The 21,316-nt window shown below is 60.1% G+C and carries 20 protein-coding genes and 3 pseudogenes; 5 read left to right on the top strand and 18 right to left on the bottom strand.

What is annotated here, in order from left to right:
- Window positions 1-21: 21 nt before the first annotated feature.
- From SB772_RS37615 to SB772_RS37605, 3 genes are all read right to left on the bottom strand, one after another.
- Complete coding sequence (locus SB772_RS37615; RefSeq protein WP_410838181.1) at window positions 22-501, bottom strand: 2,4'-dihydroxyacetophenone dioxygenase family protein; 480 nt, start codon at window positions 499-501, stop codon at window positions 22-24.
- 112 nt (window positions 502-613) lie between these two features.
- Window positions 614-1,576: a TauD/TfdA dioxygenase family protein gene (locus tag SB772_RS37610; RefSeq protein ID WP_410838180.1), complete on the bottom strand. Its 963-nt coding sequence runs from the start codon at window positions 1,574-1,576 to the stop codon at window positions 614-616.
- 312 nt (window positions 1,577-1,888) lie between these two features.
- Window positions 1,889-2,923 carry an AraC family transcriptional regulator gene (locus SB772_RS37605; RefSeq protein WP_410838179.1) on the bottom strand — a complete coding sequence of 345 codons (1,035 nt, stop codon included), beginning with the start codon at window positions 2,921-2,923 and terminating at the stop codon, window positions 1,889-1,891.
- Window positions 2,924-3,080: 157 nt separating this feature from the next.
- Between SB772_RS37605 and SB772_RS37600 the strand changes: the two genes are divergently transcribed.
- From SB772_RS37600 to SB772_RS37580, 5 genes and pseudogenes are all read left to right on the top strand, one after another.
- Window positions 3,081-4,067 carry an alpha/beta fold hydrolase gene (locus tag SB772_RS37600; RefSeq protein ID WP_410838178.1) on the top strand — a complete coding sequence of 329 codons (987 nt, stop codon included), beginning with the start codon at window positions 3,081-3,083 and terminating at the stop codon, window positions 4,065-4,067.
- A 209-nt stretch (window positions 4,068-4,276) separates the two neighbouring features.
- Entirely contained in the window at window positions 4,277-5,560 is a 1,284-nt protein-coding gene (locus SB772_RS37595; RefSeq protein ID WP_410838177.1) for an MFS transporter, read from the top strand.
- Between the two features lie 363 nt (window positions 5,561-5,923).
- Entirely contained in the window at window positions 5,924-6,781 is an 858-nt protein-coding gene (locus SB772_RS37590) for a TauD/TfdA dioxygenase family protein (RefSeq protein WP_410838176.1), read from the top strand.
- A gap of 125 nt (window positions 6,782-6,906) precedes the next feature.
- Window positions 6,907-7,491, top strand: coding sequence for a hypothetical protein (locus SB772_RS37585; protein ID WP_410838175.1), 585 nt, complete (start codon window positions 6,907-6,909; stop codon window positions 7,489-7,491).
- Between the two features lie 254 nt (window positions 7,492-7,745).
- A pseudogene (locus SB772_RS37580) lies at window positions 7,746-7,852 on the top strand (transposase); the annotation flags it as partial.
- A 177-nt stretch (window positions 7,853-8,029) separates the two neighbouring features.
- On the opposite strand, the gene SB772_RS37575 reads toward SB772_RS37580, so the two are convergent.
- The 15 genes and pseudogenes from SB772_RS37575 to SB772_RS37505 all read right to left on the bottom strand — a co-directional run bounded on the left by SB772_RS37575 (window position 8,030) and on the right by SB772_RS37505 (window position 21,312).
- The gene (locus tag SB772_RS37575) at window positions 8,030-8,707 is read right to left on the bottom strand and encodes a glutathione S-transferase family protein (RefSeq protein ID WP_410838174.1); all 678 of its coding nucleotides are present in this window, start codon (window positions 8,705-8,707) and stop codon (window positions 8,030-8,032) included.
- Window positions 8,708-8,976: 269 nt separating this feature from the next.
- The gene (gene phaZ, locus SB772_RS37570) at window positions 8,977-9,810 is read right to left on the bottom strand and encodes a poly(3-hydroxyalkanoate) depolymerase (protein WP_410838173.1); all 834 of its coding nucleotides are present in this window, start codon (window positions 9,808-9,810) and stop codon (window positions 8,977-8,979) included.
- 73 nt (window positions 9,811-9,883) lie between these two features.
- On the bottom strand, window positions 9,884-10,309 hold the full coding sequence (locus SB772_RS37565) for a phasin family protein (RefSeq protein WP_410838172.1): 426 nt from the start codon (window positions 10,307-10,309) through the stop codon (window positions 9,884-9,886).
- Window positions 10,310-10,374: 65 nt separating this feature from the next.
- Window positions 10,375-12,081: an alpha/beta fold hydrolase gene (locus SB772_RS37560; protein WP_410838171.1), complete on the bottom strand. Its 1,707-nt coding sequence runs from the start codon at window positions 12,079-12,081 to the stop codon at window positions 10,375-10,377.
- A 46-nt stretch (window positions 12,082-12,127) separates the two neighbouring features.
- Window positions 12,128-12,592 carry a MaoC family dehydratase gene (locus SB772_RS37555; protein WP_410838170.1) on the bottom strand — a complete coding sequence of 155 codons (465 nt, stop codon included), beginning with the start codon at window positions 12,590-12,592 and terminating at the stop codon, window positions 12,128-12,130.
- Window positions 12,593-12,615: 23 nt separating this feature from the next.
- Window positions 12,616-14,259 carry a fatty acid--CoA ligase gene (locus SB772_RS37550; protein WP_410838169.1) on the bottom strand — a complete coding sequence of 548 codons (1,644 nt, stop codon included), beginning with the start codon at window positions 14,257-14,259 and terminating at the stop codon, window positions 12,616-12,618.
- 118 nt (window positions 14,260-14,377) lie between these two features.
- Window positions 14,378-14,654, bottom strand: a pseudogene (locus SB772_RS37545) (hypothetical protein); the annotation flags it as partial.
- A 91-nt stretch (window positions 14,655-14,745) separates the two neighbouring features.
- Window positions 14,746-15,006 (bottom strand): hypothetical protein, encoded by a 261-nt coding sequence (locus tag SB772_RS37540; protein ID WP_410838168.1) that lies wholly within the window; start codon window positions 15,004-15,006, stop codon window positions 14,746-14,748.
- Window positions 15,007-15,198: 192 nt separating this feature from the next.
- Window positions 15,199-17,001: an acyl-CoA dehydrogenase gene (locus tag SB772_RS37535; protein WP_410838167.1), complete on the bottom strand. Its 1,803-nt coding sequence runs from the start codon at window positions 16,999-17,001 to the stop codon at window positions 15,199-15,201.
- A 99-nt stretch (window positions 17,002-17,100) separates the two neighbouring features.
- Window positions 17,101-17,478, bottom strand: a complete 378-nt coding sequence (locus SB772_RS37530) for a BON domain-containing protein (protein WP_410838166.1) — start codon at window positions 17,476-17,478, stop codon at window positions 17,101-17,103.
- A 35-nt stretch (window positions 17,479-17,513) separates the two neighbouring features.
- Window positions 17,514-18,665 carry a porin gene (locus SB772_RS37525; RefSeq protein ID WP_410838165.1) on the bottom strand — a complete coding sequence of 384 codons (1,152 nt, stop codon included), beginning with the start codon at window positions 18,663-18,665 and terminating at the stop codon, window positions 17,514-17,516.
- Window positions 18,666-18,910: 245 nt separating this feature from the next.
- A complete protein-coding gene (locus SB772_RS37520) occupies window positions 18,911-19,267 on the bottom strand; it encodes a Rieske (2Fe-2S) protein (protein WP_410838164.1) in 357 nt (118 codons plus the stop codon).
- On the bottom strand, window positions 19,267-19,968 hold the full coding sequence (locus SB772_RS37515; protein ID WP_410838163.1) for a DsbA family oxidoreductase: 702 nt from the start codon (window positions 19,966-19,968) through the stop codon (window positions 19,267-19,269). Before SB772_RS37515 ends, SB772_RS37520 begins: the two co-directional genes overlap by 1 nt.
- Before the next feature lies 1 nt (window position 19,969).
- Entirely contained in the window at window positions 19,970-20,530 is a 561-nt protein-coding gene (locus tag SB772_RS37510; RefSeq protein WP_410838162.1) for an RBBP9/YdeN family alpha/beta hydrolase, read from the bottom strand.
- Between the two features lie 18 nt (window positions 20,531-20,548).
- Window positions 20,549-21,312, bottom strand: a pseudogene (locus tag SB772_RS37505) (TauD/TfdA dioxygenase family protein).
- Between the last annotated feature and the right edge of the window lie 4 nt (window positions 21,313-21,316).

The raw sequence follows: 21,316 nt of genomic DNA, 5'->3' as shown, positions 1-21,316 counted from the left end.
GGAATCCCCATGAGTTTCAGATCAGTTGAATGCCGTGAGATCTTTCGGCTTGATGTCATGCTGCTCGCAATAGGCAAGATAGCGCTGCAGCCCGGACTTCCAGTTTTCGATCGCTACGATATTGTCGTTCCCGTCGAGGAAAAGGAGATCGCCAGTCACCTGAACCAGCGTGACCACATATCCGTCTCCGCTTCCCGTGCTGACGACTTCAGGCGTGTGGGTCGACGCGGCGGTCTCGTACACGACGCTGCCGGGTCCGGCGATCCAGTCGTGTTCCTTGTATTTCCACTTGCCTTCGATCGTGTAGACCAGGACCGTACCGGTGTGGTGGTGCCTGGGCAGTTGCATGTCGATCGGTGACTTCATCAGCACGATCCATTCACCACGGATCGGGTCAAGCTTGAAGTACTTCAGCAGGACGTTTTCTGCATAGGGCGTAAACGGTACCCACGGTAGCGATTCGCCATCGATGAGTGAGGTGTCGACCTGTTCGTAACGCATATCTGTCTCCATTGGTTGTAGATGTGGTCGAAAACTGGAAAACGTGCCAAGGCTGGCCCGCCCATGAGAGACAGGCGGGCAGCCCTGGATTTGTCAGAGCGAACCGTTCGGTTTAGACCAGCGCGGTGCCCGCGAGAGTGGCGCGCAGCATCTTTCGTGGCGAGTTGTCGTAGTCCGCCACTGCGTAGTGCTGAACCTGCAGGTTGTCCCACATGGCAACCGTGTTGGTTCTCCACTTCAGACGTACCTGGTATTCCGGAATCGCGGCCTGAGAGGTCAGATAGTTCATCAGATGATGGGCCTCCGGCATGAAGTCCTGGCCGTACCGGATGTCTTCGAAGTTGAAGAAATTCGAGAAATGGGTCGTGAATGTCGAGTTGACGAACAACACCTTTTCGCCCGTCTCGGGATGGATGAGCACAACCGGGTGCTCAGCGGCGGGGCTCTTCGCGGCCATCGCGTGACGTTCTTCGATCGGCAACTGGGCGCCGAACGTGTGCTCGGCACTGTGTTTGGCGTACAGGCCGTCGATCCGTTGCTTGATGGCGTCGGGCAGTTTTTCGTAGGCCATCACCATGTTGGACCACATGGTGTCTCCGCCAGATTCCGGACCTTGTTCGCAACGCAGCACCGCTCCGCGGGGCGGTGCCTTCTTGAAGGTAACATCGGCATGCCAGAGGTTTTCGCGGCTGGCTTTTTCGACGAAGCTCCTGGGCTTGCCCGGGTCGAGATTGCGGTACAGCATCAGCAGCTTGTCCGCCTCCAGATGGCTCGGGGCAAGGGGATGGGCTTCCAGTTCGGCGAATTGCGCGGCGAAATTCTGTTGCTCCATCGGCGTAATGCCCTGATCGCGGAAGAACAGGACTTTGTGCTTGAGCCACAGCGCCCGGATTTCGGCGATGGCGTCAGGGTCCAGAGTGGCATCAGCGAGGCTGATGTTGCTGAGTTCGGCGCCGATGGCGGGCGTGCAAATCTCCACCTTGATCGAATGCTGGCGCACTGATGGCCGGACAATGGCCGGTGCCACGGGCGTGGCTTGCGAAGTGGTGTCCTGGATTGCGGCGGGTGCTGCCATTGATGTCTCCAATCTGTGTTTATACGGCGGCGAGCCATGTGAGTCCAGCAGATGTAGCTCGCCCCTGTCAGCAGGAGAGCAGGGGCACCGTTTCGTCGGCCATGGGATCCAATACTACGCATTTCGGCCGCAAGGCCATTAGCATGGCCGGACATTTTATTTGCATATTGGGACAGGAGGCCAAGCCGATAGCAACAACGCTCGCGTGCTTCCGGGCGGCCATGCGGGTCGGTGACGTCAGGAACGTGCAGGGTGCGGCAGGCCAGGATGATGGAGCGGCGCTCGAGCCGACTCCGAACCTGCCCATACCTCCTACGTGTGCGAGAAGGGCCCGGCTGCCGCCCGGCTCTCCCGGTATTGGGCGGCCCAATCCGAGGGTGTCTTGCCAAACTGGCCGCGGAACCAGCGCGAGAAGTCACCGGCAGAGGAAAAGCCGAGAAGTTCGGCGACGTCATACAACCTGCGTTTGCTGTTGGCCAGATACTCCTCGGCGAGTTCAGCACGTACACCATTGATGATCGTGGTGACACTCTCACCCTCCGCCGCGAGGTGCCGGTTAAGGGTGCGTCGATGCATGCCAAGATGCTGGGCGACCTGGTCGACGGAACAAAGTCCGCTTGGCAGCAGCATCCTGACGATCTGGCGCGCCCGCTGCGCCGGCTCGTCGCGGAGGTTGGCCAGCTGCATGTCGAGCGATCGCTTCACCTCGCGATGCAGCGCCGGGTCTGCCGCAGGGATGGGCAGGTCCAGGTCGCGCCCGCGGCAAACGATGGCATTGCGTTCCTGTGAAAACTCGATAGCCGTACCCAGCACGCGGTGGTGCACTTCAAGACCGGCGGGGCGCTCGTGAGTGAAAGTGACCCTGACCGGCCGGAAGGTATCGCGGGTCAGCATTCTAAACGTCCGCAATACGATGGCGGTCGACATTTCGATAGCCTGGCGCGAGACGCCATGGCCCCGCATTTCCACGCCCACATGCAGCAGGACCATCTCGCCCGCATCGTCAAGCCACAATTGCACGCCGGCGTTGTGCAGTCGCATATAGCGGACGCAAGATTGCATTGCGGCGCGCAGCGTTGGTTCTTCCCGGATCAGCAGCGCCAGCATGCCCAGATTGGCCAGGCTTCTCGTTTCCGCGAGCAACAGTCCGAAGGCCTCCTGGCCGGACAGGCGGGCCGACTCCGCCAGCAGCCACCCCACCGAATCGGCACTGATCATCAGATTCGGATCGTCGAGGACCCGGGCCGGCAGCCTGGCCATCCGCAGCATACGAAACGGGTCGAGCCCCACTGAACGGGCCACGTGTTCATAGTCGGTAAGGCTGGCACTTCGCGTCAGGGTATGCACTGACTGTCCCAATTTCACAAGAGTATGTCCTGACAAGCTTAGTACGAAACAGCCTGCCAGCGCTACCTTATCGGCCGGGAACTTGAAAAGAGGGAGATGGACAATGGATATAAGCGCTGCACGGCGCATCGGTCAGCCACGCGCCGCATCGCGGCAAGTGGACGCCGACGACCCCGCCGCATTCAAGCACTGCTTTGCCGAAGTCAACGGCATTCGCATGCATTACATCGACGAGGGGCAGGGCCCGCTCATCATTCTGCTGCATGGTTTTCCATACCTGTGGTACATGTGGCGGCGCCAGATCGGGGCGTTGGCCGAGGCCGGCTTTCGGGTCGTCGTCCCCGATCAACGGGGATTTGGGCAAACCGATCGGCCAGAGGCCATTGAAGCCTACGACATGAGCCAGTCAGTCGGCGACATGGTTGGCTTGATGAAGGCCCTGGGTGAAACGTCCGCGGTGATCGTCGGACACGACCTGGGCGCGTGGGTGGCTCAAGCGGCGGCTATGATGAGGCCGGATCTGTTCCGCGGCCTCGTGATGTTCAATACCCCGGTGCCACCGCGCGGAAAGGTCAAACCAACCGTCGGCCTGCGGGAAATGGCGAAAGGCAGGGTGTACCACCACCTGTACTTCCAGCAGATCGACAAGCCGGATCGCGAGTTCGCCAGTGATCCGCGCAAGACATTGCGCAGCATCTACTACTCGGTCTCCGGCAGCGCCGTCGGCGCCGAACGCTGGCGCCTGTTCGTCGAAGCCGGCGAGCCCATTCTCAACGCCTTCACTGAGCCGAAGGAGTTCCCGTCATGGTTGAGCGCACGGGCGATCGACTACTACGTCGATGAATACACGCGCACGGGATTTACCGGCGCCATTAACTACTACCGCTGTCGCGACCGGAACTGGGAAATCACAGCGTTTCTGGACGGTGCGGTGGTCCGCCAGCCGAGCCTGTTCATCGGTGGCGCCGCCGACCCTTCCCTCGAACCGGTTGAAATCCGCAGTGTCTACGACGGACTCGACACCTATCTGCCCGGACTGCAGAAGAAGGTGCTGCTACCCGGCGTGGGCCATGCTGCGGCGGAAGAAAGCGTTGATCAGGTGAACGAATTGCTCATGGAATTTCTCGAGCAGTTCAAGAGCTAGTGTCCAGGTTGTCCGGCTGCGATGCCCAGATCGGGGCGTCCAGCGACGTGACAGCTTGAGCACAGGGCAGGTTTCACTTTCCCTCAGAGCCCCCGGGATGAATGAGCGGCCGCGGGAAAGCCTGGCACACGCCACCGCGGACGCCAGAGCTGAAAAGAGAGAGCTGCGCATAGATGGCATTAGCAGCAGCAATAACAGGAGACAGAATTATGGCAGTGAATATGCAAGAAACAGCGTGCTATGACGGTGAGCGCGCGCAGCGCATTCGCGGCTATGCATGGGTCATTTTTGCGCTGACATTCGGACTGCTCTTGTCCGACTATATGTCGCGGCAAGTGCTCAGCGCGGTCTTTCCGCAAATAAAGGCGGACTGGGGACTGTCCGACACTCGGCTCGGAGCGCTCAGCGGCATTGTCTCGCTGGCTGTTGGCATCCTGGCGTTCCCGATCGCGCTTGCCGCCGACCGGTGGGGTCGTGTACGCAGCGTGACTATCATGGCGGCGATCTGGAGCATCGCGACCTTGCTCTGCGGCCTGTCGCACAACTACTTCACGTTGCTGTCGGCGCGCTTTCTGGTCGGTGTCGGCGAAGCCGCTTACGCCAGCGTTGGCATGGCCATTCTCATCAGCATGTTTCCGCCCCGGCACACCTCCACGGTAGCTGGCGCATTTATGGCGGGCAGCATGGTCGGGTCGGTAATGGGGATCGGCCTTGGTGGGTCACTGGCAAGCCACTTTGGTTGGCGCAGTGCGTTCGTTGGCATGGCAGTCTTTGGTATCGCGCTGACCCTGCTCTATATGATGGTCGCCAGTTCGGCGCGGATCGAAGGGGAGAAAGGCCAATCAGCCGGCATCAGGCAAACTGAATCGCTGCCGACAGTCCGCGTCAGGCAGGTGTTCAGAGACCTGTTCTCTTCCCCGGGGTTGATCTGCGTCTATATCGGCAGCGGGCTGCAGCTCTTCATCAACGGTGGCCTGCTTGCCTGGCTGCCGAGTTTCCTGAATCGGGTTTATGACATGCCGCTGAGCAGGGCGGGCGGCGTCGCAGCCATCTTCGTCCTTTGCGGCGCATGTGGAATGCCCCTGTGCGGCGCACTGTCCGATCGCCTGGGACGTGATTCGCCGCGACGGAAAATGCTCCTGGCGATCACCTTTAACCTGGTCTGCGGAGCATTGCTGTTCGCGGCATTTCAGTTTCCCGCCGGTTCAACCCAACTCACTCTCATCGCATTGGCGATGTTCTTTAGCGCTGGCGTTATCGGCCCGGCCGGTACGATGGTCGCGAATCTGACGCCCAAGGCGATTCACAGTGCAGCCATGGCCACGCTCGCCCTGGCCTTCAACATTCTTGGGCTGGCGCCAGGTTCCATTGTGACGGGCGCACTGGCAGACCGACTGGGGCTGGCGCCCGCCTTGCAGCTATTGCCACTCGTCAGTATCGCGTCCACCGTCGTCCTGTTGATTGGCGTGCATCATCTGCGCGGCGCGCGATGACACGAGTCTGCGGAAATTCTCGTTGACGCTTGCCAGTTTCAAGGGGTCCGTCGCAAAAAAGCGGTCAACCATGATGTACGCGTAGACCGCATTAAACGTGTTATCGACGGAACCTCGAAATATCGGGCCAACACGCCGTTGCAGTAAATGATATGAATCTTCTCACCCATCGGGTGCGCCCATGGGGCTTTATATGCCGTTGCGCGGCCATCGCAATCGAATTTGGAAATCGGCGATCAAGTGATCAAGTTGGCCCACTCAATCAGATTTGGATAATCTATCAGGACACGGCATTCAACTGGTCTGGATTTCAACCGCGAATTACTGCCGCGTAACGCTTGAAATGAATTGCAAGGAAACGAAATGCGAATCGACCCTCTGACCTGTGCCATCGGCGCGGAACTGCTCGACGTGAATCTCGGCGATGCAGTGCGCGATGACGGCCTGTTCAACGAAATCTACGCGGCGCTGCTGAAGTACAAGGTCCTCTTCCTGCGCGACCAGGACCTGGACAAGCTCTCGCGCAAAGATCACATGGCCTTCGCGATGCGCATGGGTCAGCTTGAAACCCACCCGATGGTCCCCAGCCACCCGGAGGCGCCAGGCCTGGTGCAGATCTACAAAACCCCGGAGAAGCCGGCGGATCGCTACGAGAATTCCTGGCATTGCGACACCACCTTTCGCGAAGCGCCTCCGATGGGCGCTGTACTGCGCTGCATCGAATGCCCGCCGGTCGGTGGCGACACCATGTGGGCCAACATGGTCCTGGCCTACGAAAAACTGCCGGAATCCGTCAAAAAGGAAATCGACGGCCTGATCGCCAGCCACAGCTTCAATTCCTCTTTCGCCGCCGCCATGCCCCAGGAAAAGCGCCTGGCGATGAAGGCGCAATACCCGGATTCCGAGCATCCGGTCGTGCGCACCCATCCCGAAACCGGCGAAAATGTCCTGTTCGTCAACGCCTTCACGACCCACTTCGTGAATTACCACACCACGGCGCACGTGCGTTATGGCCAGGACCACAGCCAGACCGGCGTCGACCTGCTGCAGTACCTGATCAGCCAGGCCTACATCCCCGAGTACCAGGTGCGTTGGCGCTGGAAGCCATATAGCGTGGCAATCTGGGACAACCGCTGCACCCAGCACTACGCGGTGATGGACTACCCACCCTGCCACCGCAAGATGGAGCGCGCGGCCATCGTCGGCGACAAACCCTACTAACAGGTTCATGGAACTTCCATGGAAATCGGGAAACCGGCGACGCCGCTCTCTCCTGTGCCATTTTTCCGTTTTTGGAGAGTCTCAATCTCCATCGGGCATTCGCCTCCCGTGCGGTATCGCCTTTAGTGGCTTCGGCGCGAACCGGCAAGGGCGGCTCAGATGCACAGGCCGCACAGAACGGTGCCGTCGTCGTGGACTCGGGCGGTGGTGCGCAAATGCGCGACGGCGTTCCGGTCGCGATGCAGAGCGAGGCGCCTGCGTCCGCATTCGTACCGATCGTGGCCGCTGCGGCGGCGCCATCCGTGCCGTCTACCCCAATCGCGTTTGCACTGCACGTACGCCTGCCCAACGGCGTCGGACTCGATTTGCTTTCGAAGGGTCAGTCGGTGCCGCGCGAGGGCCGGCATTGGGTGGACAACTTCCATATCTGCGCCGGGTCCCTTCCTACTGGCAGACTGCCGCCATATGGGGAGTCTCGTGTTGTTGCCACCCCGATTTCGCTCGTGAACCGTATCCCCGGCCTTAGCCGTGTGGTAGCTGATCCCCGCCTCGACGAGGCGCTGCAGGTGTCCGCCCAGACCGACCAGATCGTCGACGCTTCTCCTGATAGGGATGGTTCCTCGATCATTCTGAATCATCTCGTCGAGCACGGTGGCAAGCCGGTCGTGAATTGCCGTCTCGAGATCACGCGTCGCGGGACGCGGCGTTGAGCCTTCGTTTCTTGGGATTAGCCGTAAAGGTCGGGAGGCGCGGACTATCCTGGGGCGGGTTCGAACCTGCCGTTTCATTCTGTTCTCAACGTGGGACCCATAAAGCCTGCAGCTACCCGGTGCGCTGCGATACGTCGATCTGGTCCCGCAGCTCGTTCGGAGGGCGGAGAGTCGAGTCGATCCCCCTTGCGACGAGGTCCACACGCCGATACAGTTTTTCATGCAAGCGAATGGCCGACGCGGTGCGCGAATGACAGCAGCGGTCTCTGGAGCCGATTTTCCGGTCGGTTCTTCGACGCTTTGCGGGTCAAGATCCGCAACGCCGGCATCGTGTTGTAACAAGGCAGTCCACCTGGTACTGGTGTCGGCCGCGGTACACGCGACGTTCCGATGCTCTGAAGCTGCGCAGCATGCGGGACGTCCTGACTGGAGCTACGCAATATCATCAAGGCGAGAAGCCACTTCCCGCCGGACGGAGCCAAGCCTTGGCTGACCTGGCTGGTGCGACTCAACATCGTCTGGCCGCATCACGCTGGTGCTACGTTACGCTTGGCATAGTGTCTGGTGCAGGGACCAGCGACACTCCTTGTGCCACTGCGCTTGCCGACTGGGCCTGGAGTGCGCGCATGTAAGCATCCCGTTGCTGCAGGCGCGACCAATAGGCCGATACTGCAGGAGTAAACCGTGGCGCGAGTCCAAGATGTCGTGCAAGCATCAAGGCATACCCGACTGAAACGTCAGCGGCCGTAAAGCGACTGGCACACAGGTATTCCCGCCTGGAGAGCACAGGCTCCAGCGTCCGCAATCGCGCCAGAAACCATTTTGCATAGTCCTCGGCTACGACGGGTTGCCGACGGTCTTCAGGCTCGAAGCGTGAGTATCGTAGAACCAGCGTTTGTGGGAACGTAAGCGTTGCCTCTCCGAAATGCAGATAATTCAGGAACGCGCCGAAGTCCTCTTCATCGGGTTCAACTTGCAGTGAAGTCGGGGCACTGATTGCGCAGAGGTACTGGCAGATCGCGGCCGACTCCGACATCCGCGTCTTGCCGTCGATCATCAGCGGTACCGTTCCTAACGGATTGACATCCAAATACGCACGCGCCAACACGCGAGGTGGAAAAGGCATTATCACGAGGTCATACGGCTTTTGGAGCTCTTCCAGCATCCAGAGAGGACGGAAGGAGCGCGCACTCAGACAGTGGTAAAGGGTGATCATAACGCTTGCCGAGGATAAAACGCAGTTGAAGAGCGGAACGCCAGCAGCGCTCGCGCCACTTTGGACGCAAGGGGGCGGCCCAGGTAAGGGGAGGTGAATTCCCCAGCCGAAACGGGTTTTTCAGGTCGATGCCTTTTTCTATTCCCCGCCCATAAGTAGGTATAGCATGTCTTCCGTGGCGGCATTGCCTGACGTTCCCTTGGCGTATGGGCAACCGCCTGATTCCGCAACGAGCTGTCAAAGGCCTTCGTCGTTGTCAGTGAGGCAGCTCAACTCGTCTCCTGCCGGAGGAATTTTCGCACCACGGGAGCAACTTCCGTTGCGCGGGAGATGAGGAACAGATGGCCGTCGTCGATGACATACAGCGTCGCATGTCGGATCCGGGCCGCGAGAATTTTGGCATTGGCCAAGGGAACGATTGGGTCATCGTTGCCGTGCATGACAAGCGTCCTCTGGCGTAGGCTGCCGAGCCAGGGCAAACTGCTCCAGCCCCAGGCAGCGAGCAGTTGATACAGGTACCCGCGACCCCGCGGCGGACTGATATGACGGGCGTGCTCCTTCAGCAACGCCGGGTCACGCCGGTATGCTCCGCCATATATCTCGGCACCGATTTTCTCGAGGTATGCCGTGTCCGTGTAGCGGCGCGGGCCGATGAGCTTCGCGAGCACGGATACCTTGGCTGGCACCATGACGACGCCTGGCGAGGTCGCCGCGAGGATCAGCCGGCGGCAACGTACGGGATACAGATGCGCGAACTGCTGCGCGAGAGCACCGCCCCACGACACGCCAAGCACATCGACGGGGCCGTCGTAGCCCAGCTTCGACAACAGCTTGTCGGCGAGTACGGAGAGCGTCGAGAAGCGATACGGCAGGCGCGGAACCGGCGATCCGCCAACGCCGGGGACGTCGAAGATGACGACGCTCACATCTTCCATAGCCGAGATAAACGGCTCGATCAGTTCGAGATTCGCACCGACGCCATTGAAGATGACCAAGGGCGGGTAATCGTCGCTGCCGCGCCGGACACCGACACGCAGCGTCTGACCATCCAGATCGACTGTCTGAATGTGCAAGCTGCAGATAGACTCAGGGGTATTTAGCATTTCTTTTATCCGGGTGACTGTCGTGTGCGCCGCCGCACGGGGCGTCGGCGCCTGTTCGCATTGCGATGCCGCCTTATTTGCCGGGTTGCAGGAGTGCCTTCAGTTCCTCGACGTTCTCGGCGACGCGCTTGCTGACGATTGCATAGCTGTCGGATTGCGTCATATGAACCGTACTCGTCACTTCCTGCGCGTTCGACAAGATCGTGCTCAGCGCCTGTTGAACCAGTTCACCCGCGTTTGCAAGAGGCTTGCGCGCCGAAGTGTCCGGTTGCTTCGTGACCAACGATTGCAGGCCTGTCACCGTCGAGTTCAGCATGTCCGCCTGCTTTTGACCGAGCGACTGCATGCCCGCGAGCATGGTCGCGTTGATCGCGGCAAATGCGCCGATGTCCTTGCGCCGCCGCTCCAGCATGGCGGCGAGGTCGAAGCCGGGAACCTTGAACTTTCCGATAAGCCCGGTGTAGTTTGCGAAAAGGCTCCTGGTGTTGCTTGATTCCATGTCAAAGTCTCCAAACGGGTTGGTTAATAAAAGTCGTAGTGCTCAGATCCACTTGACGCCTGGCGTCACGTTTCAGCGACGTAGGTGCCAGGGGCGTCGGCAATCGGCGGGTGCCGTTCGTTGCCAGGCGAATCTGGCGCAGACCGGCGTTCGCCGGAACGCTCGGCAAGCCACTGTCGCCAGTCGTTCCACCATGAGTCGGCCTCAGGCTTGGAGGTGGCGAGCCATTCGTCGGCATTCGCAGGCAATTCAGGGTTGAGAAAGAACTTCGCCTTCGGATTGCCCGGAGGATTGATCAGGCTCTGGATGTGGCCGCTTGAACTCAGTACGAAGCGCGTCTTGCCGCCGAATGCGCGCGCCGTGTTGTACACGCCCTTCCATGGCGTGATGTGATCGGTGACGCCCGCCACGACATACTTGTCGCATTTCACCTGCGAGAGGTCGATCGGCGTACCCAGAATGGTGAGCGCACCAGGCTTGCTGAACAGGTTGTCCGAGAAGATGTCGAGCAACTGTCCATGGAACTTTGCAGGTAAGCGTGTCGTATCGTTATTCCAGTAGAGAATGTCAAACACGGGAGGAGCGTTGCCAAGCAGGTAGTTGTTGACCCAGTAGTTCCAAACCAGGTCGTTGGGCCTCATCCACGCGAATACGCGCCCCATGTCCTCGCCTTCCAGTATGCCCTTGGCGATGGTGGTCTGCTTCGCCGCCATAATGTTCTCCGGCGTAGCAAAGAGGCCAATCTGAGATTCAACCGTACCATCCAGCACCGCCACCATCAGCGTGGCTGCATGCACCATATCGTCACCGCGGCTCGCCAGATGTCCAAGGAGCGCAGACATCGTCATCGCACCCGAGCAGGCTCCGTGCAGGTTGATGTCCGTACTGCCAGTGGTGGACCGCACCGCGTCGATGGCTTCGATCAGCGCGGCAACGTAGGTATCGAGGTCCCATTCGCGCTGTGCAACGGTTGGATTGCGCCAGCTCACGACGAACACCTGAAATTCGCTGTTCACAAGATGGCTGACCAGACTCTTACCTTCGGAAAGGTCGAAAATGTAGTACTTGTTGATCTGCGGTGGCACGATCAGATGTGGGCGGGCATAAACCTTTGACGTCGTCGGTGTGTACTGAATCAGTTCAAGCACCTCATTCCGGAAGACGACCGCTCCTCGCGAGGTAGCAACGTTCCTGCCGACCTCAAAAGCGGTCTTGTCTACCTGAGCGGGCATTCCGCGATTCTTCAGCGTGTCCGTCAGAATATTCTTGAGACCCGCAAGCACGCTCATACCGCCCGAGTCGACGATTTTCTTGAGCGCTGCCGGGTTGCCGATGAGCGTATTCGTCGGCGCCAGTGCATCGGTCAACAGCGACATCAAGAACTGCGCACGCTCCTTGCTCCTGTCGTCCAGCGACGAACGGCCGACGAAACCGGACAGCGCATTGCGCCACGCGAGATATCCTTGCATCGACATCCTGTACATAGGGTTGTTCTGCCAGGCAGAGTCCACGAAGCGCCTGTCGCCTTTCTCAGGCGTGAATGTCGTCTTTCCTGACAAAACCGCAATCAGTTCGCGCACCAGTTCCGCTTCCTGTTTCACGAGCAACCCGGGATGCCCGAGCACCTGCTCGCCAATCTGCCGGGCGGTCGCAAGAATGTCGATTGGACGCAGCCCGACGAACGGGTTGGGACCCGGTACGTTGGCTGCAGTGTCGGCCTCGAGGTCAGACTGCTCGCCGTCTGACGGAAGGATTTCGTTGATTTCTACCATTTCAATGTCCTCAAACTGTTCCTGGTGCTATGGCATTGGGCCAGCGTTACGCGACCAGCATCACAAGCGTCTCGGCGACGACGGCCGGCTTGTCCTCGCCCTCGATCTGCAACTCGTTCATTGTCTTGACGAGAACACGTCCGTTCCCCTTCACTACTGTCGACATCAGGGTCACCCGGTTTCGCACGCGCGCTCCCGCTTTCACAGGCGTCGCGAACCGTACCTTATCCAGCCCGTAGTTCAGGCCAGCCGACGCATCGTCGGGAATGAGACCGATCTCGATCGCGAGCGGCGCAAGCAAAGCGAGCGTCAGCTGGCCATGCGCGACGGTGCCTCCGAAGGGGCTTTCCTTTTCCGCCCGTTCCACGTCGACATGAATCCACTGGCTGTCGCCCGTACATTTTGCGAACTCATCGATACGCGCCTGATCGACGACAAGCCAATCGGACACACCCAGCTCCCGTCCGACAAAATTGCCGATGGTGGCAATGCTGTACCCCTTAATACTCATCCCGTTTACTCCTTGTAATTCGTTCAGGCGAACTGTTCGCGCAACCATTTCTTGTTCAACTTGCCGACGCTTGTCTTCTGGAGCGCATCGACGAATTTGACGATTTGAGGGACGGCGTACTTCGATATCTGTCCGGTCGTACTGAAGGTCAACACGTGCTTCCGGATATCGTCTTCCGTCACTTCGACATTCGCCTTGAGCACCACGATCGCCGCGGGACGTTCGCCCCACTTGTCGTCCCGTATTCCGATTACCGCGACCTCGGCGACGCCCGGATGCAACGAAATCAGATTTTCGATCTCGAGTGACGAGACCCACTCACCCCCCGACTTGATCACATCCTTGATGCGGTCAGTGATTTGCACATTGCCTGTCGTGTCGATAGTGGCAATGTCCTGGGTATGCAGATACCCGCCGGACCAGAGCTCGATGGACGCCTCGAGATTGTTCAGATAGCCTTGTGTGAGCCACGGTGCCCGCACGACGATCTCACCACAAGCCTTGCCGTCGTGGGGAAGCTGCTCCATGTTCGCGTCGACGATGCGCAGGTCGACAAGCGGTACAGGAAAACCCGTCTTGCAGCGCAAGCGCACCTGCTCGTCGATGTCCAGCGATTCGGCGCCAGGCTCGAGCTGCGCGAGAGTCAACACCGGACAGGTCTCCGACATGCCATAACCCGCAAAAACGTCGATGCCACGATCGAGCGCGGCGCGGGCGAGGCCCTGCACCAGCGGGCCACCGCCAATGACGACCTTCCACCCGCTCAGGTCGGTTGATTTTGCCTGCTCGCAGTTGAGCAGCATGTGCAGGATCGTCCCAACACAGTGAGAAAACGTGACGCCTTCATCGCTAAGCAGTTGCACCAGCCGCTCAGGCACATAACGGCCCGGATAGACCTGTTTTACACCCAGTACCGTTGCGATGTACGGCATGCCCCACGCGTGAACATGGAACATCGGTGTGAGTGGCATATACACATCGCCGCGGTGAAAGCGCTGTCCCGACACGGGGCTCGCCAATGCACCCAGCACGCTGAGGGTATGCAGCACCAGTTGCCGGTGCGAAAAATAAACACCTTTGGGCTGGCCAGTAGTACCGGTCGTGTAGAACGTGGTCGCTCGCGTGTTCTCGTCGAAATCTGGAAACTCGTAGCTTGTAGCGCTCGCGGCCAGCATCGCCTCGTATTCCGCGGCGAACGGGATGGTGTGCGCGCAAGCCTCACTGCCAGGCTCGTCGATGTAGATGAAGGTGGACACGGTTTCGAGCTGATCCTTGATCGCCTCGACTATCGGCAGGAAATCCGTGTGAACGAGCAGTATCGCGGCGCCGGCATGGTTGATCGTGTAAGCGATCTCTGCGTTTGAGAGTCGCACATTGACGGTCTGCAAAACAGCACCCATCATCGGGACCGCGAAGTAACACTCGAGATAGCGATGGCTATCCCAGTCCATCACTGCGACAGCGGTGCCATGCTGCGCACCGAACTTGCTCAGGCCATTGGCGAGCCGTCCAATACGTTCATGCAGCGTCGAATAGGACATGCGCATCTGCCCGCGGTAGACGATTTGCTGGTCACGCGCCTGAACGAGCGATGTGTGTAGCAACTGCTTGACCAGCAACGGATAGTCGTAGGCGGATGGTGTTGTATCAGTGAACTGGTCGTGCATTTGCGTCTCCGTGGCACAGACAACTGTTGGCGGCCTGACTCGCCACATTGGCCGGTGGCGTCTGCATTAACAAACCTTTCTGGTGCAGATGGCGGCAGGATCCACTTGCATGAATGACATTCGATTCGATCAGGACCGCGCGGTCCGCGCCGATCGCCAGCACCGTACGAAGCGTTTCCTGGCATTGCGCAACGCCCGCCGACACGGCGATGACTTCCGTCGCCAGGCCCGATTCCTTCAGGCGCACCGCCTGTTCAACGGCTATTGTGTTGAACGGATTTGATCGACATCTTCACATTCGCAATGTCGACGGTTGCTGCGGCATAGAAGTTTGGTGGCGACACAACGCCCGTGTTGTCCGGCTTCACGCGGACCTTCGCGTTTTGCTCAACCACTTTCTTGCCTTTTCCTGGTAAACCTGTTCGTTATGCCTGTCTCAACTGCGCCTATCCCAGCGTCCGCGTGGCGCCGCAAACCAGCTATCGCTCAAGCATCGAACGCGGCCTGAGTGATGACAATCGGTGAAACCCGCGATTCCATGACCCGACGAGCCACCACCTCCCTGAGGGCGGGTTGCCCCAGCACAAACGCTTCTCGCCGGGAGATCACGTGGTCAACCGGTGTGGCGGCACTCAACCCAGGTGCGGTCAATATGCAATTGATCGGCGTACCGTCTACAAGTGCATCGAAGCATATGGGCCCCTCGTCAAAGCGAACCGTATCGATGTGGGGAAACAGAATGTTCATGGCAACCTCAAAATATCAATCTTCCCGGTCAGATTCACCTGGCGATTTTGCACATCGTGTCTATCGGATGTTTTCAGACACCGCCGCAACGCCTTGTCGGTTGCCGATCATCACCACGTCAAAATTCCATCGACTCGGGCGGGCCGTAGAGCCCAATAAAACCTGCTTTGGTTACAAACCAGTCTCAACCTTTCAGAACTGATCTTCAGTCAGAGCCAGCAAGCCTTCATCGCATTTGGCATTGACGATCGCGACTGCGAGCGCGACGGCCTGCGGCAGAATGTGTGTCGCAAAGCAATGCGCGGTCGCTGCCTTCGCGTCATAAAACGAAGGGTCATCGTCGCGCTTATTGGTGGCAACCACCAATGCACGGGCGAACTGCCAGCCCGTCAACACAATGCCTGCCAGCTTCAGATACGGGACACCAATGGAAAATACTGCATTGGGATCACACTTCGCATGCTCAAGCACGAACTCGATCACGTTCGCCAACGCAGTCCGCCCGGCCACGAGATGCCGATGCAGCACCTGAAACGCGACACTTGTCTCATATGCCGCGTGCTCCCAGAGCGCCGCGACGCTTTCGTCAATCTGACTGAGCAGCACTTTGGCCACGGCACCACCGTCGCGCAATGTCTTGCGGCCGATGAGGTCATTCGCCTGGATTGCCGTCGTGCCTTCGTAGATGGTAAGGATGCGTGCGTCGCGGTAGTACTGGGCGGCGCCCGTTTCCTCGATGAAGCCCATACCTCCATGCACCTGCACCGCGAGGCTCGTCACCTCCAGCGACAGTTCCGTACTCCAGCCCTTCACTACCGGCACGAGGAACTCGTAGATCGACTGATGATCCGCGCGTACCGATTCATCAACGTCCCGATGCGCAATATCCCCATGAGCAGCGGCGACGTAAGCGAGCGCCCGGGCACCTTCGGTTAGCGCTCGCATTGTTGCGAGCATCCGGCGCACGTCCGGGTGCTGGATGATCGACACCGACTGCTTCGCCGAACCGTCGACGGGACGGCTCTGCACACGCTCCTTCGCGTACGACACTGCTTTCTGATACGCGCGATCGGAGATGGCGACGCCCTGCATGCCGGCCCCGAAGCGCGCCGCATTCATCATGATGAACATGTACTCGAGGCCGCGATTCTCCTCGCCGACCAGATGTCCGATGGCGCCGCCGTGGTCACCGAACTGGAGCACCGCCGTAGGGCTCGCCTTGATGCCAAGCTTATGCTCGATGGACACGCAATGCACGTCGTTGCGCGCGCCGAGCGACCCATCTTTGTCGACCAGAAACTTCGGCACGATGAAAAGCGAAATACCCTTCACGCCGTCCGGCGCGTTCGGCGTTCGCGCCAGCACCAGATGGACGATGTTGTCGGCCAGGTCGTGCTCGCCCCAGGTAATGAAGATCTTCGTACCGAAAATCCTGTACGTGCCGTCGCCCTGCGGCTCGGCACGCGTGCGCACCAGCGCGAGATCCGAGCCCGCTTGCGGCTCCGTCAGATTCATTGTGCCTGTCCATTCACCGGAGATAAGCCGGGGCACGTAGGTCTGCTTCTGTTCTTCGCTGCCAGCGGTCAGCAATGCCTCGATAGCGCCATCCGTGAGTAGCGGACAGAGCGCAAGTGACAGGTTCGCGGCATTCAGCATCTCGATGCACGGTGTGGCAAGCAACTTCGGCAGCCCCTGACCACCATATTCGGTCGGGTGCACGACACCTTGCCAACCACCTTCGGCGAACTGGCGGAATGCTTCCTTGAAACCCGGTGTCGCAGTGACCTCGCCGTCCTTCCAGCTGCTCGGGTTTCTGTCGCCTTCGACGTTCAGCGGTGCAATTACGTCCGCGTTAAACCTGGCTGCTTCGTCGAGCACTGCCTGCGCCGTCTCTGGCGTGGCGTCTTCGAAACCAGGCAGTACTGATATGCGATCAAGATTCGCCAGTTCATTAATTGCGAACAGCATGTCCTTGACAGGGGCCGTGTAGCTCATCGTATGTCTTTCCAATAGGGTCTATTCAACGGCCAGGGTAGTCGGGACGGGCCCGACTCAAAATCGGCCCAGCAGCACTCTCGTGTCGACGGCAGCACCCTACATGCCGCCAAACGGTTTTTCTACGGTTAGCTTGTTGGTGACCGACGTTACGCCTGGAACGCCCTTCGCGATTTCCGCGACCGTGCCCACCTGGGAACCGTCCGTGACCGTGCCATTGAGCGTTATCGCGCCGTCCTTTGCGATGACGCTGATATTTCCGGCACTGATCTCCTTGTGCTTGGCAATGGCGTTATAGACCTGCCGGCGCAGGGCACGATTCGCCTTTCTTCCGGTGGCCGGTGCCGCTGAACCCGACGCCGCCATCGCGGATGCGCCCGGTACGCTGGCCGCTTCGCGGGTCTGCGACCATGCGGTCATGGACGTTGCAACAATTACGGCTACGACAGCCAGCCTGAATGTCCCGATGTTCTTCATTGAATACTCCGGTTGCCAGTTAAGGGGTTGCGAAATCAGAACGTATGACGGATGCCGACCATTGCCGCCGTGGTGGACACCCCCGGCGCAACCGGGGCTCCATAGATGATCGTCTGGTTCATGGTCCCCTTGTTGTCGACATACCCGACTTGCGCGTATGCCTTGGTCCTCTGGGACAGGTTGTATTCAGCACCCACTGCGAATTCGCTCGAGTGGTTCGCTGAATGGTTCCGGTCCCTCAGGTAGTAGTAGCCCGACGTGATCTTGAAGCGCGGGTTGAACTGGTAGCCGAGGCCACCTGATGCCATTTCGAAGTCCGCCGTGTTGCTGTTCGCGGGGTTCTTGCCGATGCCATACGAGCCGGATATCGAGAATCCGGCGATCGTGTACATCGCACCGAAATAGTAGAAGCGGTTGTTCGCGAGCCCCGTCGCGGGCACAGCCGGCGCTGCCGGATAGGTCAGCGGGAACGGATTGGTGTCGTGTCCGTTGTAGTACACGGCGGACAGATTCAGACCGTAATTCGAATACTTGAGCACCGCCGACTCGCGCGTGCCGCCCTGGAAATGGCCGGCGACACCGCCCGGCGCGTATTCGAGCGCGAGCGACGCGCCATAGAATTTCGGCGAATTGTAGACCAGCGCGTTACTGTCATACAGGGCGCCGATCGGGGCGTTCGTGCTGGTGCCGGGCCAGCCGGCCGCCTGATTCACGCCCAGCCACGCAGTCAGGATACTGCCGAAATACTGTGCGCCGCGGACGTCGGTTTCCGCCATCGCATAGATCATCGGGATGATCTGCCGACCGGCGTCGATGGTGCCGAACGGGCCGGATACTCCGATCATCGCGAACTGGTTGAAGATCGCGGTCGTGCCCGGCGTGTCGGACAAGCCAAACCTGCCGTTCGCGGTATTGAATGTACCCTGCAGCTTGAAGTTGACCTTGTAGCCACCGCCGATGTCTTCGCTTCCCTTCAGGCCCCAGTAGCTGGCGTAGATGCCGCCGTCCTTGAGCTGATAGAGGTGCCCGAGGTTAGGCGCGTGCGGCTGGAACGTTGCCGCCGAGGTGCTTTGATACAGCAGTCCAGTGTCGAGCACGCCGTAGAGCGTGACCGACGATTGGGCATGGGCGGCGGTGGCGAACATCACCAGCGCTGCAGCGCTGCTCAGCTTCACTTTGAATGTCATTCTGTCTCCTCCAGATTTGGGCGGGCCAGGCGGACCCGGCGGCCTATGGTTTGTTGCTCGAATGAAACTGTGTTGCTGCCAGGGCTGCGTCTCAGGCCGACAGGTAGTAATCCCAACTGCTCCTGTAACCGGTGCTTGAGAACTTTACCCGTTGCGCCGAGCGCGATCGAGTCGACAAACACTACAGAGTCGGATTTCCACCACTTCGCAACCCGGCCCTCAATGAAGGCGTCCCGCGTCCTGGATCACGTTGCCGCACTACCTGCTGGCGCATGCGAGAGGCTCGAGCCCGGCTCATCGAGACTGACGACCAGAGTCCCATCAATTGTCTGGACCGGGAAAGTCGTCAGGGCCAACCCGCCTGCCCCCGGCATGCATCCAGTCCGGAGGTCAAAGCGCAGGCCGTGCGCGGGGCAGCGCAGTACGCACCCCTCCAGCTGGCCGTTCGCGAGCGAGGCACCGTTATGGGGACACGAGTTGTCAATTGCGTAGATGGTGCCGTCGATATTGAACAGGACAATGCTGCGGCCATCGATGAAGGCCAGCTTGCGCTGGCCCGGTGCGAGTTCACCGGACATTCGGACGGGTATCTGGCGTGACATCACCGGTTTTCCTGATCGCCGGTCGAGCGCAACATGGCATCCACGATTGCGCCGGGCGAATACGCCCCAGACAGCGACAGGGCCGAATTGATCACAAAATGCGGTACGCCCCTGACATCGTCAGCCTGCGGCGAACGTGGGATCTCCATATTGTCCCCACGCCGCGACGCCGCCAGATGTTCAGCGAGGCCCGCCGCGTCGAGACCGCACGCGAGGCCAATCCGCTGAAGCACATCAGGATCGCCAATGTCTTCGCCGTCCATGAAATAGCCGGTGAACAGCCGGTCGATCAGCGGCGCAGGCTGGAATCCCGGGCTTGTGCTGACGGCCCAGGACACGAGGCTGTGCGCCGCCCGCGTGTTCGGCATCACCTCGATCCTGTCGAACGCCAGTTGAAGTCCCGCTGTGCGAGCGGCCTCCTGAACCTGGACGCGCCGTGCCGCGACTGCGTTTGCGCTCCCCAGACGGGCCACATAGAACGCCTGATAAGGGACGCCACCTACGGGCACCTCGGGCAACAACTGATGCGAGTGCCACCGCACCTTGACGCTGACTTCCGGACACAAGCTGGCGAAGCGATCGACGGCCGCATCGAGGTTGCGCTTGCCAATCAGGCACCATAGGCAGACGAAGTCGAAGTGGACATCGACTGCCACGGACGCCATTTCTACCGGATTGCCCTGCGTCGTTGCGTCGTTCATGTCAGAGAAGCTCACGGATCAGTGTCTCCGCTTGCGGCCACTCGCCATAGCCGGCCGCGGGGTTCAGGTGCCCGACTTCGCCCAGATCGACGAGATGACTGCCCCAGTCCGCAGCCATTGCCGCCGCACGATCGAACGTTGCCAGCGGATCGTTGCGGCTGGCGCCGACGATGCTCGGGAACGGTAACAGCTTACGCGGGCACGGCAGCCATCCATTCTTCTCGAGCGCATCGAGCGTTGGATAACCGGCGGGCATCGGCGTTGCCAGATCCGCCGGCGTGGCAAGCAGCGCACCCTGAATCGGCCGCTGGTGGCGCTGCGCCCACTGCACGGTAATCATGACGCCGGCGCTGTGAGCCACCAGTACGATCGGGCCATCGATCCTGGCGATGGCCTCGTCCAGCGCCGCGACGCGCGCCGCGCAGCTGAACTTGTCGTGCTCCAGCGGCGGCACCGAAGCCGCTTTGGGAAGGCGTGCCTGCAGCAGCGTCTGCCAGTGCTCGGCCACATGGTCACGCAGGCCGGGCACGATAAGTATCGTAGGTGCTGTATCGAGAGTCACTATGCTGATTCCTTCAGATTAATACGGCCTGTCGCCGATAATCCCGGCGCGCTCCATCTTCCGATGGCAAGGCGCGTAGTCCATCACCGCATAGTGCTGCGTGCTGCGGTTGTCCCAGATCGCGATGCTGTTCGGCTTCCAGCGCCAGCGCACCTGGTACTCCGGGATGTAGGCCTGGCTGATCAGATAGCGCAGCAGGTCGCCCGCGCCCGGATTGGCGTCCTGCCCGAAGCGCACCCGTGCCGGCGTGTGATAGTTGCTGAAATGGGTGGCGAAGGCATTCACGAACAGCACCTTCTCGCCGGTCTCCGGATGCGTGCGCACGACAGGGTGCTCCGCATCGGGATACTGGGCCTTGAGCGCAAGGCGTTTTTCGATCGGCATGGCGGCGCCGAAGCTCGCCTCGATGCTGTGGCGCGCGCGCAGATCTGCGATCTGCGACTTGATGTGGTCCGGCAGGTTCTCGTACGCGAGGACCATATTGGCCCACATCGTGTCGCCCCCAACCGGCGGGCATTCAATGCAACGCAGCACCGCACCGAACGGCGGCGCTTCGCGCCAGGTGGCGTCGGCGTGCCACCCGTTTTCGTACCGGTCGTTCGGTTTATCCGGGGTCTTGTAGATGCGCACGAGGCCCGGGTGCTCCGGATCACTGCCGGCGACGGGATGATCTTCCAGCTCACCAAAGCGACGCGCAAACGCCACATGTCGTGAACGGCATCGGCCAGGTTCACGCCGACCAGCTCGGCGCCGATTGCACAGGTCAATTGTTCAACTCGCATGGCT

The organism is Paraburkholderia sp. SIMBA_030, from assembly GCF_046535245.1.
Taxonomy (GTDB): domain Bacteria; phylum Pseudomonadota; class Gammaproteobacteria; order Burkholderiales; family Burkholderiaceae; genus Paraburkholderia.
Note: the sequence above shows the minus strand (reverse complement) of the source record. Positions and strands in the feature narration are given on the sequence as shown.

Excerpts from the sequence above, each read along its gene's own strand:
- SB772_RS37615 (WP_410838181.1), bottom strand. The coding sequence starts at position 501 with ATGCGTTACGAACAGGTCGACACCTCACTCATCGATGGCGAATCGCTA.
- SB772_RS37610 (WP_410838180.1), bottom strand. The coding sequence starts at position 1,576 with ATGGCAGCACCCGCCGCAATCCAGGACACCACTTCGCAAGCCACGCCC.
- SB772_RS37595 (WP_410838177.1), top strand. The coding sequence starts at position 4,277 with ATGGCAGTGAATATGCAAGAAACAGCGTGCTATGACGGTGAGCGCGCG.
- SB772_RS37590 (WP_410838176.1), top strand. The coding sequence starts at position 5,924 with ATGCGAATCGACCCTCTGACCTGTGCCATCGGCGCGGAACTGCTCGAC.
- SB772_RS37575 (WP_410838174.1), bottom strand. The coding sequence starts at position 8,707 with ATGATCACCCTTTACCACTGTCTGAGTGCGCGCTCCTTCCGTCCTCTC.
- phaZ (WP_410838173.1), bottom strand. The coding sequence starts at position 9,810 with ATGCTAAATACCCCTGAGTCTATCTGCAGCTTGCACATTCAGACAGTC.
- SB772_RS37565 (WP_410838172.1), bottom strand. The coding sequence starts at position 10,309 with ATGGAATCAAGCAACACCAGGAGCCTTTTCGCAAACTACACCGGGCTT.
- SB772_RS37560 (WP_410838171.1), bottom strand. The coding sequence starts at position 12,081 with ATGGTAGAAATCAACGAAATCCTTCCGTCAGACGGCGAGCAGTCTGAC.
- SB772_RS37555 (WP_410838170.1), bottom strand. The coding sequence starts at position 12,592 with ATGAGTATTAAGGGGTACAGCATTGCCACCATCGGCAATTTTGTCGGA.
- SB772_RS37550 (WP_410838169.1), bottom strand. The coding sequence starts at position 14,259 with ATGCACGACCAGTTCACTGATACAACACCATCCGCCTACGACTATCCG.
- SB772_RS37540 (WP_410838168.1), bottom strand. The coding sequence starts at position 15,006 with ATGAACATTCTGTTTCCCCACATCGATACGGTTCGCTTTGACGAGGGG.
- SB772_RS37535 (WP_410838167.1), bottom strand. The coding sequence starts at position 17,001 with ATGAGCTACACGGCCCCTGTCAAGGACATGCTGTTCGCAATTAATGAA.
- SB772_RS37530 (WP_410838166.1), bottom strand. The coding sequence starts at position 17,478 with ATGAAGAACATCGGGACATTCAGGCTGGCTGTCGTAGCCGTAATTGTT.
- SB772_RS37525 (WP_410838165.1), bottom strand. The coding sequence starts at position 18,665 with ATGACATTCAAAGTGAAGCTGAGCAGCGCTGCAGCGCTGGTGATGTTC.
- SB772_RS37520 (WP_410838164.1), bottom strand. The coding sequence starts at position 19,267 with ATGTCACGCCAGATACCCGTCCGAATGTCCGGTGAACTCGCACCGGGC.
- SB772_RS37515 (WP_410838163.1), bottom strand. The coding sequence starts at position 19,968 with ATGAACGACGCAACGACGCAGGGCAATCCGGTAGAAATGGCGTCCGTG.